The organism is Cognatazoarcus halotolerans (assembly GCF_009800965.1).
Lineage (GTDB): Bacteria > Pseudomonadota > Gammaproteobacteria > Burkholderiales > Rhodocyclaceae > Cognatazoarcus > Cognatazoarcus halotolerans.
Genome location: NZ_WUAF01000002.1, coordinates 351,386 through 366,548, shown reverse-complemented (window position 1 = coordinate 366,548; position 15,163 = coordinate 351,386). Strand labels below are relative to the sequence as shown.

Genomic DNA, 15,163 nt, shown 5'->3' with positions numbered 1-15,163 from the left:
ATTTTCAAGCCACCGCCTTTTGAGAGAGGGAGTACCAAAAAATGAGTAAAGCCCCCGTTCGCGTTGCCATCACCGGCGCCGCCGGCCAGATCGGCTACAGCCTGCTGTTCCGCATTGCCAGCGGCGAAATGCTTGGCAAGGACCAGCCCGTGATTCTCCAATTGCTGGACCTTCCTCAGGCACAGAAGGCCGTGAAAGGCGTCATGATGGAGCTTGAGGACTGCGCTTTCCCGCTGCTCGCGGGCATGATCGCGACCGATGATCCCAATGTCGCGTTCAAGGATGCGAACGTCGCTCTTCTGGTCGGCGCCCGCCCGCGCGGCCCCGGTATGGAGCGGAAGGATCTGCTCACCGAAAACGCCAAGATCTTCACCGTACAGGGTGCGGCGATCGGTCAGCACGCGGCTCCCGACTGCAAGGTGCTGGTTGTGGGTAATCCCTGCAACACCAATGCCTACATCGCCAAGGAAACCGCCAAGAAGTTTGGTCGCGTCTCCGACAAGAACTTCACCGGCATGCTGCGCCTCGACCACAATCGCGCGCTCTCGCAACTGGCGGGCAAAACCGGTCGCGCGGTGTCGAGCCTCAAGAATCTGGTCGTATGGGGCAACCATTCGCCCACGATGTATGCCGATTACCGTTTCTGCACCTCGAACGGAGACGGCGTGAAGGGCCTGGTGAACGACGAAGCATGGAACCGCGACGTGTTCCTGCCCACCGTTGGCAAACGTGGTGCTGCGATCATCGAGGCGCGTGGCCTGTCTTCAGCAGCGTCGGCGGCCAATGCTGCGATCGACCACATTCGCGACTGGGTACTGGGTTCGAACGGTGAATGGGTCACCATGGGCATTCCTTCCGATGGATCCTATGGCATCCCCGAAGGCATCATCTACGGCTTCCCGGTCACTACCGAAAACGGTGAGTACAAGATCGTCCAGGGCCTCGAGATCGACGAATTCTCCCGTGAGCGTATGACTCACACCCTGAACGAACTGCTCGAAGAACGCGAAGGCGTCAAAGACCTTCTCGCCTGATACCTGGCATTGCATGCCTGTCACGAACGGGGGCGGAAACGCCCCCGTTTTTCGTCCAGCACTCGAGGACAAAGCAAGGAGCCGTCATGCCGCAAAGGATGCACCCCGAAACCATCCTTTTCCAGGGAGAAGCAGCGTTTCCGATTCTACCGGCGGTTGATCACTACGCCGGCAGTGAAAAACTGATCCGCAAAGCAATGCGGCTCCAGGAAGAAATCGGCCCCTACTTCGATATCACCTGTGATTGCGAGGACGGTGCGCGAGCCGGCGCAGAGGCAGACCATGCGCATCTGTGTGCCGACCTCATTTCAGACCCTGGCAATCTCTACGGACGCATGGGTGTGAGGATCCACGATATAACTCACCCCCACTGGGAAGACGACCTCAACATCCTCCTTGCCAGGGCCGGCAGCAGGTTGGCATTCGTGACGCTTCCCAAACCCCGAAGCGCCGCCGATGTCAGACAACAACTCGACACACTGCACTCCCTCGAGACCGCGCACGGCATCGGGACGCGAATACCAGTGCACGTCCTGATCGAGACCCACGGCGCCTTGCGCGATGTCCGGGAAATCGCGGCCTTGCCGGGCGTCGAATCGATCGACTTCGGTCTTATGGATTTCGTCAGCGCACACCACGGCGCGATTCCTGGCTCGGCGATGCGCAGCCCGGGTCAGTTCGAGCATCCACTTATCGTGCGTGCAAAATGTGAAATCTCGGCCGCCGCGCTTGGCGCAGGGGTCGTGCCGTCACACAACGTGACTACTGAACTCAAGGACATCGACTACATTCGCCACGATGCGGAACGTGCCCGACGGGAGTTCGGATACATGCGAATGTGGAGCATTCACCCGAATCAGATCCAGCCGATCCTCGACGCAATGCGCCCGGATTTCCGGGAGGTCAGCGAGGCGGCCGAAATAGTGTGTGCCGCCCAGGATGCCGACTGGGGCCCCATCCAGCACGCCGGCAAGCTCCACGACCGGGCTTCGTATCGCTACTATTGGGAACTCCTCAAACGCGCACGGGCAACCGGAGTCGAGCTTGAAACGGGAATTGCAGCGCGCTTTTTTCCTTGATCGGGATCTCGCCCCGAACATGCTCCCGGCCTTGAAAGCAATCGGCAAATGAAAAACGGCCCCGACATTCCGGAGCCGTTTTTCACATGTACCACTACTCTACTTCTTCTCCGCACCTTCCTTGAGAGCGTCCATGAGCATCTGGTTCGGATCCGGCTCGGCAGGTGCAGCACTCTCCTCCGCCGGGGGCGTCGCGGGCGCATCGCCTTCACTTCCCGGAATCGCCGGTTCGGGCAAGGCATAACCCGGCGCGCCGCCACCGTAGCCTGCACCATATCCTCCGCCACCACCCGTATCGTAGCTATCGACATTGATTTCTATCTTGTCGAGATCGATTTTCTTCTTCGGATCGAGTTCGGCTGATACCAACTCGGGGAAGATGAAGATCACGGCAAGAGCAATCAACTGAATGACGATGAAAGGAATGACACCGCGATAGATCATTGCGGTCTTGATGCCGCCTATTCGTTTGCCCGAAACGGCGTCATCGTAGTCGGAAACGGGCGCCACGCTTCGAAGATAGAACAACGCGAAGCCAAATGGCGGGGTAAGGAAAGAAGTCTGCATGTTCATGCCGACAAGAACCAGGAACCACACCATGTCGATTCCGAGCTTTTCGGCGACCGGCCCGAACAGCGGCAACAGAATGAAGGCTATCTCAAAGAAATCGATGAAGAAGCCGAGCACGAACACCAGTAGGCTCACCACGATCAGGAAGCCGATCTGTCCGCCGGGAACCAGGCTGAACAGATGCTCCACCCAGAGGTCACCATTCACCGCCCGGAAGGTGAGAGCAAAAACGGTGGAACCGATCAGGATGAACATCACGAAGGTTGCCAGCTTGGCGGTCGTTTCCAGTGCACCGCGCACCACCACCAAGGACAGACGACGTCGCACGCCAGCCAGGACGAGCGCCCCCGTGGCGCCCATCGCGCCACCTTCCGTTGGTGTGGCAAGACCGATGAAGATCGTGCCCAGCACAAGGAAGATCAGCACGACTGGTGGAAGCATTGCCACCAGCACACTCCTTGCCAGCGCCCCGCCGCGCAGGGTGCGCGCTTCGGGTGGAAGCGCCGGCACCATGTCCGGCTTGAAGATCGACAGAATCATTATGTAGCCGATCAACATGACGACCAGCAGCATCGAAGGAAGGATCGCCCCCGCGTAGGCATCGCCCACCGAGACGCCCAGCACATCGGCGAGAACGATCAGGACGAGCGACGGAGGAATGATCTGGGCCAGCGTTCCCGATGCGCAGATGACGCCTGACGCCACCTCGCGCGAATAGCCATAACGCAGCATTACCGGAAGCGAAATAAGGCCCATCGAGATGACCGAAGCAGCCACCACGCCGGTCGTCGCGGCAAGGAGCGCCCCCACGATAATAACGGCGTAGGTGATACCCCCGCGGATCGGCCCGAACAACTGCCCCGCCGATTCGAGCAGATCCTCGGCCATCCCGCTACGCTCCAGGATGATGCCCATGAAGGTAAAGAACGGGATCGCGAGCAAGGTATCGTTGGTCATGATGCCCAGAACACGTTCCGGCAGTGCCTGCAGCAGTGCTGGCGTCAGCAATCCCAGCTCGATACCCACAAAACCGAAGAAAAGTCCATTGGCCGCAAGCGCGAAAGCCACTGGAAAACCGCTGAGCAGGAAGAACACCAGCGACCCGAACATCAGGGGCGCCATGTTGTCGATCACGAACTGCATCATCTGTCGGCTCCCGGTTGTCCCGGAATTTCAACGGGCGCATGGGCGCTGGGCGCGATCGGGTCGGGACCATGACCCGTGAGGAATGCAATGCGCTTGATCAGCTCCGACACCGCCTGGATCCCCAGCAGCGCAAAACCAACCGGTATCAATAAGCGGACGGGCCAGCGGACAAGGCCACCCGCGTTGGATGACTGTTCGTTGGTCATGTAGGAATCGACAAACGATGGCCAGGACATCCACACGATCATCATCGCCACGGGTAGCAGAAAAACCACGATTCCCACGATGTCTACCCAGTTTCTGCCCCTGGCGCTCATTCGATTTGAGACCAGATCGATCCTGACATGCTCGTTACGCATGAACGTGTAACCGGAGCAAAGCAAGAACACGGCCGAATAGAGATACCACTGAACTTCGAGCATCGCATTCGAACTCAGACTGAACCCATAGCGACTGAGTGCGTTGCCCGCACTGATGAGAGTGGCGAACAGGACCAGCCAGATGCTCGCCCGGCCAATCCGTTCGTTGAGCCAGTCGATCCAGCCCGAAAGCCTTATTAGGAATGACACCTTTTGAGTCTCCTCTACCGATTACAATGACCGCCACGGGCAGGGGCGAGCCCCGGCTGGCCGCTTGGCTTCGCATTATGGACGCCTCGGCAATTCCATAAATCAGGGGAAACGCTTAAACCCCTCCAACAAGACGTACGCGCCAGGCAGCACCTTCGGCTGCGCGTACCCGGGAGTTTCGATGAGGACGCGACTTTGCCTCGTCCGCCACGGTGAGACCGACTGGAATGTCGAGCGTCGGCTGCAGGGACATCTGGACGTTTCGCTCAATGCCCGCGGGCGGGCTCAGGCCCTTGCCACCGCCCGTGCGCTCAAGGGGCACGAATTCGACGCGGTATACAGCAGCGATCTTGCGCGCGCGAACGAAACGGCCCGAGCGGTGGCAGCGGCATCCGGTCTTCCGATACACACCGCTGCCAGCCTGCGGGAACGACACTATGGCGACTTTCAGGGACTGACCTACAACGAAGCAGCCGAGCGCCATCCCCAAGCCTACGCGCGCTTCATGGCGCGCGACACCGGGTTTGATATCCCCGGGGGAGGAGAAAGCCTGGATACGTTTTCGAAACGGATCGGAAAAGCGCTCCTGGCAATCGCAGACCAGCACCCCGGAAGACAGATCCTGATCGTCACGCACGGGGGCGTACTCGATATCGCCCACCGACTCGCTACGAACACGCCCCTGATGGCCGAACGCGATTTTGCAATTCCGAACGCCGCGTTGAACTGGATCGTGCGACGGGACGAGGATTGGCACCTCGAGGCCTGGGCCCAGCAGGGTCATCTTGGCGTCGCACTCGACGAGCTGCAGAATACCTGAGGCGCGCCATCTGAAGCAGCTTGCGGCCATTGTCGCGTGATACTATCCGCGTTTATTTCAGCCTATTTCGAGCACACGAAGCCATGTTTTCCAAGCAGAGCACCATTGCCCAGGCCGACCCGGAACTCTGGTCCGCAATCCAGGCAGAAAATCGTCGCCAGGAAGATCACATCGAACTGATTGCGTCCGAGAACTATGTGAGCGCCCCGGTCATGGAAGCCCAGGGATCGCAACTCACCAACAAGTACGCGGAAGGGTACCCGGGCAAGCGCTATTACGGTGGCTGCGAGTACGTGGATATCGCCGAGCAGCTGGCAATTGACCGGATAAAGAAGATCTTCGGTGCGGAGGCCGCGAACGTCCAGCCGAACTCGGGCTCCCAGGCGAATCAGGCCGTCCTCATGGCATTTGCAAAACCCGGGGATACCATCATGGGCATGAGCCTTGCCGAAGGGGGGCACCTCACCCACGGGATGCCGCTCAACATGTCCGGCAAATGGTTCAATGTGGTCGCGTATGGTCTCGATGCCAACGAGGCAATCGATTACGACGCCATGGAGCGGCTCGCACGCGAGCACAAGCCGCGCATCATCATTGCCGGTGCCTCTGCGTACTCTCTGCGCATCGACTTCGAACGTTTCGCGAAAATCGCCAAAGAGATCGGTGCGATTTTCTGGGTCGACATGGCCCACTACGCGGGCCTTATTGCTGCTGGTTACTATCCCAATCCGGTGCCGCATGCCGACGTGGTGACGTCAACCACGCACAAGACGCTGCGCGGGCCGCGGGGCGGCATCATCCTCATGAAGGCAGAACACGAAAAAGCAATCAATTCGGCCATTTTCCCGGGCCTTCAGGGCGGCCCCCTGATGCACGTCATCGCCGCCAAGGCGGTTGCGTTCAAGGAAGCACTGGAGCCTGGATTCAAGCGCTATCAGGAACAGGTCCTCGCCAATGCACGCGTCATGGCACGTGTGCTCGGAGAGGAGCGTGGTCTGCGAGTCGTATCCGGCCGGACCGAAAGCCATGTCTTCCTGGTCGACCTGCGGGCGAAGAAGATCACGGGAAAGGAAGCCGAAGCCGTTCTCGGAAGCGCCCACATTACCACCAACAAGAACAGCATTCCCAACGATCCCGAGAAACCGTTCGTGACCTCCGGCATCCGGATCGGTTCGCCGGCCATGACCACCCGCGGCTTTACCGAGATCGAAGCGGAAAAGATCGCCCACCTCATTGCTGACGTCCTTGATGCGCCCCATGACGAAGCAGTGATTTCCGGCGTTCGTGCAAAGGTAGCGGAACTCTGCGCCCGCTTCCCGGTTTACGGCAAGTGATCACCGCTCCGTGGGGAACGCTGTGATTCCCCACGGAGCATATGCATCGCGTATGGAACAACCCGGATGAAGTGTCCTTTCTGTGGCGAGCTCTCCACCCAGGTGACCGACACCCGGGAAAATGAGGAGGGAGACACCGTTCGTCGGCGACGGCGCTGCATGCGCTGCGACAAACGGTTTACCACATACGAGCGCATCGATCTCAAGATGCCGCAGATCATCAAGCGCAACGGCAGCCGTACCGAATTCGATCGCAACAAGCTGCTGGCGAGCATGAAACTGGCTCTACGCAAGCGCCCGGTAACGGTCGAGAGCGTCGAGGCTGCGGTCAGCCGCATCGAAGAGCGCCTGCTTTCCCTGGGCGAACGTGAATTGCCGTCCAAGCAGCTCGGAGAGCAGGTCATGCGGGAGTTACGTAAACTCGATAAGGTCGGCTACATCCGTTACGCCTCGGTATACCGGAATTTCGAAGACGTAGACGAATTCTCAGAAGTGATCCGCGAGATCTCCCGACCGCGAGCAAGTCGCGCCAGCAAGACCTGACCCCATACAAACGATGCCGGATTTCTCCGCCGCTGATCACGCTTTCATGGCCCGGGCCCTGCGTCTGGCCGAGCGGGGTCTGCTGACGACCTCGCCCAACCCGCGAGTCGGCTGCGTCATCGTTCGCGATGGTCAGATCGTGGGTGAGGGATGGCATCATCGCGCAGGAGAAGCTCACGCCGAAGTGCATGCGCTCGCGGCAGCCGGCGAGCGGGCGCGAGGCGCGACCGCTTATGTCACCCTTGAGCCGTGCGCCCACCACGGACGTACGCCGCCCTGCGCCGATGCACTCGTTGCGGCCGGGGTCCTCCGCGTAATCAGCGCAATGCGTGATCCAAACCCGAAGGTATCCGGTAGGGGCCTTGAGCGGCTCCGCCAGGCGGGCATCAACGTCACATGCGGATTGCTCGAAGAATCGGCACACGAACTGAATATCGGTTTCGTTTCGCGAATGACGCGCAATCGCCCCTGGGTACGGCTTAAGGCAGCCACCAGCCTTGATGGTCGCACCGCACTCGCAAACGGCATCAGCCAGTGGATCACGGGTCCCGATGCGCGCAGAGACGGCCACCGCTGGCGGGCCAGGAGTTGTGCGATCATGACCGGCATCGGCACTGTCAGAGACGACGACCCCCAACTCACTGTGCGTGCGATCGATACAATTCGACAGCCGCTGAGAGTCGTGGTTGACGCCAGGCTGGAAACCCCTCCCGAGGCCAGAATCCTCGAAGGACAATGTGCCCTGATAGCTTGTGCCAGCGCCGAGCCGGGGCGTCGCAATCGGCTTGAAGCCCGGGGGGCAGAAATTGTCGAGCTACCCAACCCTCAGGGGAAGGTAGACCTTCCGGCGCTCATGCACCTGCTTGCCGATCGCGGCATCAACGAACTACTCGTGGAAGCCGGCTTCGGGCTAAACGGATCACTCGTCGGCGAGGCTTGTGTCGATGAACTCGTGCTTTATCTGGCGCCGTCCTTGCTCGGCCCGGACGGTTTGGGGGCGTTCAACCTTCCGGAGATCGACTCACTTGAAGCGCGTCAAAAACTGAATTTCCACGACATTCGGCAGATAGGTGAAGATCTCCGCATCGTCGCGCGCTGGCGGAGTTGATCGAAGCTCAGCGCTCACCGCCGCAAACCGCGCAGTCGGGATCGCGTGCAAGTCGAATGCTTCGCCATTCCATCGCCAGACCATCGAGCAGCAGCAACCGCCCCACTGCCGCCTCACCGAAACCACCCACGAGCTTGAGTGCTTCCGCAGCCTGGCTGGTGCCGATGATTCCCGTCAGCGGCGCAAACACGCCCATCACCGCGCAGCGTACTTCCTCGACATCCTCTCCTTCCGGAAAGAGGCAGTGATAACAGGGGCTATCCGCCCTGCGCGCATCGAACACGGCCAGTTGACCATCAAAGCGGATGGCTGCACCGGACACGAGGGGCTTGCGATACCTCACGCAGGCACGATTCACGGCATGACGCGTGGCAAAGTTGTCGCTGCAGTCCAGCACCACGTCTGCGGATGCAACCTGCTCTTCAAGCGCACTCCCCTCGAGTCGAACGCCAAGGCTCTCGACCTTTACATGAGGGTTGAGCTGCGTGAGGCTCCGTGCCCCCGAGATCACTTTGGCAACGCCAACCGATTCTTCGACATGCAGTATCTGACGCTGCAGGTTGGTAAGGTCAACGATGTCGCCGTCGCAAAGCACGATCGTACCGACCCCGGCAGCTGCGAGATACATTGCCGCAGGCGAGCCCAAGCCCCCGGCGCCAAGGACCAATACGCGAGAATCCAGGATTGCCTGCTGCCCCTCGATATCGATTTCCGGCAACAGTATGTGCCTGCTGTAGCGCAGCAGTTCCTGATCCGTCATCGATGATGCAGTCCGGTCGAAAGAGACGCCGAGGCAGGGCTCAATCCCCCGACAGGACTCTTATTTGTATTCGCGCAATTCTTGCGGTGTTTCATCGTGATCGCCGTGCGGGTGCTGATCATAGACCTTCACATACACCTCGTTCGACTTCTTGATCAATCGCTCGGGGGAGCTCAGATTATGTCGCTGTGTGCTTTCCACGTAATAGACGAGGGAACGCACGAGCTTGACATACAAGGCATTATCGAGATGGAAGCCGGCATCAGTCAGGGCCTGCTCGATCAACTCCAGTGAATAATCAAGGATCGAATAGGATACGAGCAGAGAACGTGGCCGGGTACCGGGACGCACGGCAAGACCGCGCAGCGCGCGCAGTGCCAGTGCCGCCTGCTCAACCTGATTCGGAGGCAAGGGGCGGAAGCGGATTTCACGCTCTTTCTGCAATCCAGACACAACGACACCGTGATGCTGATCGTGCCGTCGTCCCGCAAGCTTGTAGGCCGTTTCCCGCCGCATGATGCTCCCGCCTCCGATACAACTCAGTGTTTATTCTGGATGATCTGAAGACCCTTGAGAAGACTTATGGCCTGCGACAGCTGACGGTCATCAGGACCCGCAAACTCAAAGCGCGCAGCCGGTGCGTCCGCATCGTCATGCTTGGACTCGACATCCGGTGACTTGGTGGCACCCGCCTCCGCATCCTTGTCGTTGGTAAGGTGACCAACGAGATCGGCCTCCCGAATCCGGTCCGGTGCCGGACCATCCGGCGTTTCCGCTACGACGATGTCCGGCTCGATGCCCTTGGCCTGGATCGACCGGCCACTGGGCGTGTAATAACGAGCGGTCGTGAGCTTGATCGCGGTGCTGTTATTGAGCGGCAGAATGGTCTGAACCGAACCTTTGCCAAACGTTGACGTTCCCATGATCACGGCCCGCTTATGATCCTGCAAGGCACCCGCGACGATCTCGGACGCCGATGCGGAACCACCGTTCACCAGCACAACCATCGGCACATCCTTGACCCCATCGGGGAGATCGTGCAGAACATCGGTGCGAGTACCCCGCAGATAGTCGTCCGGCGATGCAAGGTAGCGGCGCTTGGCGTCCTCGGTACGCCCATCCGTCGAGACCACGAGTTGGTTCGGCGGAAGGAAGGCTGCCGATACGCCAACGGCTCCATGCAAAAGGCCTCCCGGATCGTTCCGCAGATCGAGCACGAGCCCCTTGAGGGCCCCTTCCTTGTAGAGCTTCTGGAGGTGCTGGACCAGATAGCTGGTTGTGGCCTCCTGGAACTGGACGACACGTACATATCCGTAGCCCGGTTCGACCAGTTTCGACTTTACGCTCTGGACCTTGATGACTTCGCGGCTGAGGACCACGATCAGCGGCTTCGCCTCGCCTTTTCGGGCAATAGTCAGCGTAATTTTGGTATTTGGCTTGCCGCGCATACGCTTGACCGCGTCGCCCAGAGTCAGTCCCTTCACGGGCGTGTCGTCGAGCTTGACGATCAGATCGCCTGCCTTGATGCCTGCGCGAAATGCTGGCGTGTCCTCGATCGGCGAAATGACCTTGACGAAGCCATCTTCCATGCCGACTTCGATCCCCAGCCCGCCAAACTGCCCTTGGGTTCCGACCTGCAACTCCTTGAACGCATCCGCATCTAGATAGGCCGAATGAGGATCAAGACCAGAGAGCATTCCGCTGATCGCATTGGTAATCAGCTTCTTGTCCTCCACCGGCTCGACATAGCCCTGCTTGATCGCGTTGAATACATCAGCGAAAGCGCGCAGTTCCTCGACCGGCAAAGCCACCTGCGCCGGCCGATCCGCGTTTGCCGAAAAATTCAGGCTGATGAGAACACCAGCACACAATCCCGTGAAAACCAGACCCGCCTGTTGCAGCTTGCTACCCATGAACGCTCCGTTGGAGTTGCCGCCCGTTTCGAGTCGGCACGAATTCTCGCGACTATCTGAGCCGCACCCACTTCAGGGGATCCACCGGCTGGCCGCGATGTCGAATTTCAAAGTATAAACCCGATTCATCACTACTTCCGCCAGTCCCCACGCTGGCAATTGCATCGCCGCCGGTAACACCTTGGCCGGTTGATCGCAATAGCTGCTCGTTGTTCCCGTAGATGGAAAGATACCCATCACCGTGATCGATGATGATGAGGTTACCAAAACCCCGCAACCAGTCCGCAAAAACGACTTCACCTGCCGCTACCGCCCGGACTTGCGATCCCGCGCCGGCGCGGATGAACACTCCTTTCCAGGTGGTCCCGCCGTTTGCCCTTTGCTCACCGAAACGCCCGATCAATTCGCCGCTCAGAGGTGCCTTGAGCCTGCCCTTCAGACGATCGAAGGGTATTCCCGCAGGTGCCGGACCGGACACTTGATCGGTACGCCCCACAACGGGCTCAGCAGTTACCGGACGTGATCGCCCGGTCACGGACCGTTCCTCGCGCTGCTTCACGCCACTTTGCGCGGCACGTGCCGCAGCCTCCGCCTCAGCGATCCGTGCCTCGCGGCGCTTGCGTTCGAGCTCGGCGCGACGACGCGCCAGCTGTTCGCGCGCCATTCGCTCAAGCCCCTCAATCAGCCGTTCCATTCGACGCTCGTCCTGCTTGAGCGTGCTTACCTCAGTCCGTTGGGCGCGCAGCCGGGAATCGAGTGTTGCAAGTTTCGATGCGTGCTCGGCCCGCGCCCTGGTAAGCTCTGCCTGCTGTTGTTTCTCATTCTGCGCCAACGCAGCAAGCCGGTCCCTACGGGCACGGATCGACTCAGCAAGTTTTTCCTGATCGCCCAGATCCCTGCGCTGAACTTCAATCAATGCCAGATTCGCCTTACCGAGATGACGCAGATACTCCCCGTTTCTCGCGACCTGACTCGGATCACTCTCCGCAAGAAGGCGGGCGAGCCTGCCGTCTGCCCCTTCCCGGTAATGCTGCCGGAGCCAGCGGGCAAGCCGTTCATGCCGGCCATCGATACGCTCCCTCAACTCCACGCTACGTTTTTCCAGCGAAAGCAATTCCGCCTCGACGGAAGCCCGATCGGCAACCATCTGCCGGAGTTTCCGCCCGGACGCCGTAATCGCCTTTCCGGTGCTTGCCAAGGCATCTGCCGCCTCGCTTCGCGACTCCTCGGTGTCTTCGATGTCCTTCTGCAGCTCGCGGATACGCTTCTGGACATCCTGAAGATCCGAACGGGTCTCGCCAATCTGAGGCGCAGCCAAGGCGGCGCGACCTCCGTGCGGAGGTGGCACCAGACATGCGACCAACGCCAGAAGTATCGATGCGCCATGCCGATAGCACGTCGCGAAACGCGTCACGGTTACGTAATCAGGCAAATTACCTTGCTTTGCCCTGGCTCGCCACGGCAGCCTGAGCGGCACGAATGGTATCCTCGTCCGCCAGGTAGTAGCTGCGAATGGGTCGTAATGCAGCGTCGAATTCATACACGAGCGGCTGCGCCGTCGGAATGTTCAGGCCCACGATTGCTTCGTCGGAAACACCATCGAGATACTTGATCAATGCACGTAGGCTATTTCCATGTGCAGCGATCAACAATCGCTGGCCGGCGAGTATCTGTGGCACGATCACCGTTTCCCAGTAGGGCACCACGCGCGCAACCGTATCCTTCAGGCATTCGGTCCGCGGGAAACGTGCCGAAGGCAGCTCCGCATAGCGGGGATCATCAGCGGCAATCCGCTCGTCCCCATCCTCAAGCGCCGGCGGCGGCGTGTCATACGAGCGGCGCCAGATCAAGACCTGCTCATCGCCATACTTGGCGGCCGTCTCCGCCTTGTTGAGGCCCTGCAGCGCACCATAGTGCCTCTCGTTCAGGCGCCACGAGTGGCTTACCGGCAACCACAGTGAGTCCAGTTCTTCGAGGACGATATTGAGCGTCTTGTTGGCACGTTTCAGAACAGAGGTAAAGGCCTGATCGAAAGTAAAGCCCTCAGCCCGTAGCAGGCGACCGGCTGCGTGGGCTTCATTCGTGCCCTGTTCCGTCAAATCGACATCCGTCCATCCGGTAAACCGGTTTTCCTTGTTCCAGATTGACTCGCCGTGACGCAATAGAACGATCTTGTACATGATGGTTACTGATGATTGAGTGAAATCGGGATCCGGCAGGCCATCGATTCGAGCCTCAGCCCGACACGCGCTCCGGCGAAAGGTGGTATTTTATCGCAATCCGAAAATTCGATACGACCACTAAATCTTGACTCACGCAATCATTGACCTCATCGACAAGAAAGAGCAGATAGAGGTAGCTGCCCGGGCGCTGAAGGCGATATCGCATCCTCTGCGTCTCAAGATTCTTTGCGTGATCGGTGACGCCGAGGCCTGCGTCCAGGAAATCGTCGAGGCAGTCGGCACCTCCCAGAGCAACATTTCGCAACACTTGGCAATCCTTCGCGACAAGGGTGTGTTGCTTACTCGCAAGGACGCAAACCGCGTTTATTATCGCGTCGGGGATCAGCGCACCTTGCAGCTGATCGTCATGATGCGCGAGGTATTCTGCGGCGTCCCCCCAGAACAGCAATAGACGGAGTTGGAAATTGGAGTTTCTCCAGCAGAACTGGCAATGGGCAGCCTTGGCCGCAGCAAGCGGCGGCATGCTTCTTTTTTCGATGTTGCGCGGCGGCGGCACGAACGCACTGAACGCAGTCGAAGCGACGCTCAAGATCAACCGTGAAGACGCCATAATCGTGGATGTCCGGACCGCCGACGAGTTCGGCAGCGGCCACATTCCGAACGCCAGGAACATTCCGTTAGGTGACCTGGAGCGTCGTGCAGCCGAAATCGCCAAATCGGGAAAACCGGTAATCGTGTGCTGCGCGTCGGGGGCCAGATCGTCTGCCGCATGTGCCACTTTGCAGAAGGCTGGGATCGAGCAGGTGTATAACCTCAGTGGCGGCATGCAGGCTTGGCAGCAGGCAGGACAGCCGGTAAGTCGCAAGAGGAAGTGACCATGCCTGCGAAAATTGTCATGTACGCGACAGGCACCTGCCCGTATTGCATCCGGGCCGAAAGCCTTCTGCACAGCAAGGGCGTCTCGGATTTCGAGAAGATCCGCGTTGATATCGAACCTTCAAGGCGGGACGAGATGATGACGCGCAGCGGGCGACGTACCGTTCCCCAGATTTTCATCGGCGCTCGCCACGTTGGCGGCTGCGACGATCTGTTTGCGCTCGACCGCACCGGCGAACTCGACCGGCTGCTTCATGGCGACAATACCTGACGCAACACCCGACAACACAAACCATAAACCACCAGGCATTCAGATGACCGAAAACACTCAGCCCGTATTCACGATCGAGAAGCTCTACGTAAAGGATCTTTCCCTGGAGGTGCCGAACGCACCACAGATCTTCCTCGAGCGTGAAACACCGCAGATCAATGTCCAACTCAATACGTCGGGCAATCAAATCGACGAGGGCATCTACGAAGTCGTCCTGACGGTCACTGTTGCCGCCAAGCTCCCCGAAGACCGCACCGTTTTCCTGGTCGAAGTCGCCCAGGGGGGAATCTTCCAGATTCGCAACGTGCCCGCCGACGATATCGAGCCGATCATGATGATCGGCTGCGCGAACATCCTGTTCCCGTACGCGCGGGAAGTCGTCTCCGATGCGGTGACACGGTCTGGTTTTCAGCCGGTTCTGCTGGCCCCGGTCAACTTCGAAGCGCTCTTCCAAGCTCAGAAGCAACAGGCCGGGAGCGAAACGGCCCAATAATGCACGCTCGTTTCAAGCTCCACGCCGTCAGCTCAGCACTGCTGACGGTAGCGCTCGCTTGCGTGGCGCCACCGACGCATGCAGTCGACTATCGCTCCGTCTCGACTCCGGCCATCCTCTTCGACTCGCCTTCGGTTCAGGGAAAACGGCTTTTTGTGATTGCGAGTGGAACCCCGGTAGAGCTGATCGTATCCCTCGACAAGTGGTGCAAGGTGCGCGACTCCGCAGGCACGATCAGCTGGATAGAGCGCAAAGCTCTCACCGAGAAGCGCACCGTTCAGATCACCGCAGAACGGGCCGCAATACGCAAGGCCCCGGATGACAAGGCCGCGACGGAATTCGAGGCTGTTCGCGACGTCGTTCTCGACATTGTTGAAGTCCTCCGAAGCGGCTGGATAAAGGTGAAACACCGGGACGGAGCGACCGGATATGTTCACGTCAGCCAAGTCTGGGGCGTCTGAGGG

General features: G+C 59.6%; 18 protein-coding genes. 11 read left to right on the top strand and 7 right to left on the bottom strand.

Annotated elements, in window-relative coordinates; translation table 11 throughout:
• Window positions 1–41 precede the first annotated feature (41 nt).
• Entirely contained in the window at window positions 42–1,034 is a 993-nt protein-coding gene (locus GQB03_RS04665; protein WP_159685034.1) for a malate dehydrogenase, read from the top strand.
• 86 nt (window positions 1,035–1,120) lie between these two features.
• Window positions 1,121–2,113: an HpcH/HpaI aldolase/citrate lyase family protein gene (locus GQB03_RS04660; protein ID WP_159685031.1), complete on the top strand. Its 993-nt coding sequence runs from the start codon at window positions 1,121–1,123 to the stop codon at window positions 2,111–2,113.
• A 99-nt stretch (window positions 2,114–2,212) separates the two neighbouring features.
• On the opposite strand, the gene GQB03_RS04655 is transcribed toward GQB03_RS04660, so the two are convergent.
• Window positions 2,213–3,829: a TRAP transporter large permease gene (locus GQB03_RS04655; protein WP_159685028.1), complete on the bottom strand. Its 1,617-nt coding sequence runs from the start codon at window positions 3,827–3,829 to the stop codon at window positions 2,213–2,215.
• Window positions 3,826–4,398 carry a TRAP transporter small permease subunit gene (locus GQB03_RS04650; RefSeq protein WP_159685025.1) on the bottom strand — a complete coding sequence of 191 codons (573 nt, stop codon included), beginning with the start codon at window positions 4,396–4,398 and terminating at the stop codon, window positions 3,826–3,828. Before GQB03_RS04650 ends, GQB03_RS04655 begins: the two co-directional genes overlap by 4 nt.
• Window positions 4,399–4,579: 181 nt before the next feature.
• Between GQB03_RS04650 and GQB03_RS04645 the strand changes: the two genes are divergently transcribed.
• From GQB03_RS04645 to ribD, 4 genes are all read left to right on the top strand, one after another.
• Window positions 4,580–5,218 (top strand): histidine phosphatase family protein, encoded by a 639-nt coding sequence (locus GQB03_RS04645; RefSeq protein WP_159685022.1) that lies wholly within the window; start codon window positions 4,580–4,582, stop codon window positions 5,216–5,218.
• Between the two features lie 83 nt (window positions 5,219–5,301).
• Window positions 5,302–6,552, top strand: a complete 1,251-nt coding sequence (gene glyA / locus GQB03_RS04640; RefSeq protein ID WP_159685019.1) for a serine hydroxymethyltransferase — start codon at window positions 5,302–5,304, stop codon at window positions 6,550–6,552.
• Between the two features lie 66 nt (window positions 6,553–6,618).
• Complete coding sequence (gene nrdR, locus GQB03_RS04635; RefSeq protein WP_159685016.1) at window positions 6,619–7,095, top strand: transcriptional regulator NrdR; 477 nt, start codon at window positions 6,619–6,621, stop codon at window positions 7,093–7,095.
• Between the two features lie 46 nt (window positions 7,096–7,141).
• On the top strand, window positions 7,142–8,203 hold the full coding sequence (gene ribD, locus GQB03_RS04630; protein WP_159685013.1) for a bifunctional diaminohydroxyphosphoribosylaminopyrimidine deaminase/5-amino-6-(5-phosphoribosylamino)uracil reductase RibD: 1,062 nt from the start codon (window positions 7,142–7,144) through the stop codon (window positions 8,201–8,203).
• 7 nt (window positions 8,204–8,210) lie between these two features.
• Here ribD and GQB03_RS04625 read toward each other — a convergent pair whose 3' ends face one another.
• The 5 genes from GQB03_RS04625 to gpmA are packed head-to-tail and all read right to left on the bottom strand — an operon-like array spanning window position 8,211 to window position 13,056.
• Entirely contained in the window at window positions 8,211–8,963 is a 753-nt protein-coding gene (locus tag GQB03_RS04625; RefSeq protein WP_159685010.1) for a HesA/MoeB/ThiF family protein, read from the bottom strand.
• A 60-nt stretch (window positions 8,964–9,023) separates the two neighbouring features.
• The gene (locus GQB03_RS04620; RefSeq protein ID WP_159685007.1) at window positions 9,024–9,479 is read right to left on the bottom strand and encodes a hypothetical protein; all 456 of its coding nucleotides are present in this window, start codon (window positions 9,477–9,479) and stop codon (window positions 9,024–9,026) included.
• Window positions 9,480–9,502: 23 nt separating this feature from the next.
• Complete coding sequence (locus tag GQB03_RS04615; protein ID WP_159685004.1) at window positions 9,503–10,876, bottom strand: S41 family peptidase; 1,374 nt, start codon at window positions 10,874–10,876, stop codon at window positions 9,503–9,505.
• 52 nt (window positions 10,877–10,928) lie between these two features.
• Complete coding sequence (locus GQB03_RS04610; protein ID WP_159685001.1) at window positions 10,929–12,353, bottom strand: murein hydrolase activator EnvC family protein; 1,425 nt, start codon at window positions 12,351–12,353, stop codon at window positions 10,929–10,931.
• Window positions 12,310–13,056: a 2,3-diphosphoglycerate-dependent phosphoglycerate mutase gene (gpmA, locus tag GQB03_RS04605; RefSeq protein WP_159684998.1), complete on the bottom strand. Its 747-nt coding sequence runs from the start codon at window positions 13,054–13,056 to the stop codon at window positions 12,310–12,312. The genes GQB03_RS04610 and gpmA overlap by 44 nt, the downstream gene beginning before the upstream one ends.
• Before the next feature lie 124 nt (window positions 13,057–13,180).
• Between gpmA and GQB03_RS04600 the strand changes: the two genes are divergently transcribed.
• From GQB03_RS04600 to GQB03_RS04580, 5 genes are read left to right on the top strand one after another with little or no spacing between them, the layout of a single operon-like run.
• Window positions 13,181–13,510 (top strand): ArsR/SmtB family transcription factor, encoded by a 330-nt coding sequence (locus tag GQB03_RS04600; RefSeq protein ID WP_159685325.1) that lies wholly within the window; start codon window positions 13,181–13,183, stop codon window positions 13,508–13,510.
• A 13-nt stretch (window positions 13,511–13,523) separates the two neighbouring features.
• Complete coding sequence (locus GQB03_RS04595; RefSeq protein ID WP_159684996.1) at window positions 13,524–13,934, top strand: rhodanese-like domain-containing protein; 411 nt, start codon at window positions 13,524–13,526, stop codon at window positions 13,932–13,934.
• Between the two features lie 2 nt (window positions 13,935–13,936).
• Window positions 13,937–14,206 carry a glutaredoxin 3 gene (gene grxC, locus GQB03_RS04590; protein WP_200832103.1) on the top strand — a complete coding sequence of 90 codons (270 nt, stop codon included), beginning with the start codon at window positions 13,937–13,939 and terminating at the stop codon, window positions 14,204–14,206.
• 43 nt (window positions 14,207–14,249) lie between these two features.
• Window positions 14,250–14,699 (top strand): protein-export chaperone SecB, encoded by a 450-nt coding sequence (gene secB / locus GQB03_RS04585; protein WP_159684993.1) that lies wholly within the window; start codon window positions 14,250–14,252, stop codon window positions 14,697–14,699.
• Window positions 14,699–15,160 (top strand): SH3 domain-containing protein, encoded by a 462-nt coding sequence (locus GQB03_RS04580; RefSeq protein ID WP_159684990.1) that lies wholly within the window; start codon window positions 14,699–14,701, stop codon window positions 15,158–15,160. Before secB ends, GQB03_RS04580 begins: the two co-directional genes overlap by 1 nt.
• The last annotated feature ends 3 nt before the right edge of the window (window positions 15,161–15,163 follow it).

Excerpts from the sequence above, each read along its gene's own strand:
- GQB03_RS04665 (WP_159685034.1), top strand. The coding sequence starts at position 42 with ATGAGTAAAGCCCCCGTTCGCGTTGCCATCACCGGCGCCGCCGGCCAG.
- GQB03_RS04660 (WP_159685031.1), top strand. The coding sequence starts at position 1,121 with ATGCCGCAAAGGATGCACCCCGAAACCATCCTTTTCCAGGGAGAAGCA.
- GQB03_RS04655 (WP_159685028.1), bottom strand. The coding sequence starts at position 3,829 with ATGATGCAGTTCGTGATCGACAACATGGCGCCCCTGATGTTCGGGTCG.
- GQB03_RS04645 (WP_159685022.1), top strand. The coding sequence starts at position 4,580 with ATGAGGACGCGACTTTGCCTCGTCCGCCACGGTGAGACCGACTGGAAT.
- glyA (WP_159685019.1), top strand. The coding sequence starts at position 5,302 with ATGTTTTCCAAGCAGAGCACCATTGCCCAGGCCGACCCGGAACTCTGG.
- nrdR (WP_159685016.1), top strand. The coding sequence starts at position 6,619 with ATGAAGTGTCCTTTCTGTGGCGAGCTCTCCACCCAGGTGACCGACACC.
- ribD (WP_159685013.1), top strand. The coding sequence starts at position 7,142 with ATGGCCCGGGCCCTGCGTCTGGCCGAGCGGGGTCTGCTGACGACCTCG.
- GQB03_RS04625 (WP_159685010.1), bottom strand. The coding sequence starts at position 8,963 with ATGACGGATCAGGAACTGCTGCGCTACAGCAGGCACATACTGTTGCCG.
- GQB03_RS04620 (WP_159685007.1), bottom strand. The coding sequence starts at position 9,479 with ATGCGGCGGGAAACGGCCTACAAGCTTGCGGGACGACGGCACGATCAG.
- GQB03_RS04615 (WP_159685004.1), bottom strand. The coding sequence starts at position 10,876 with ATGGGTAGCAAGCTGCAACAGGCGGGTCTGGTTTTCACGGGATTGTGT.
- gpmA (WP_159684998.1), bottom strand. The coding sequence starts at position 13,056 with ATGTACAAGATCGTTCTATTGCGTCACGGCGAGTCAATCTGGAACAAG.
- grxC (WP_200832103.1), top strand. The coding sequence starts at position 13,937 with ATGCCTGCGAAAATTGTCATGTACGCGACAGGCACCTGCCCGTATTGC.
- secB (WP_159684993.1), top strand. The coding sequence starts at position 14,250 with ATGACCGAAAACACTCAGCCCGTATTCACGATCGAGAAGCTCTACGTA.
- GQB03_RS04580 (WP_159684990.1), top strand. The coding sequence starts at position 14,699 with ATGCACGCTCGTTTCAAGCTCCACGCCGTCAGCTCAGCACTGCTGACG.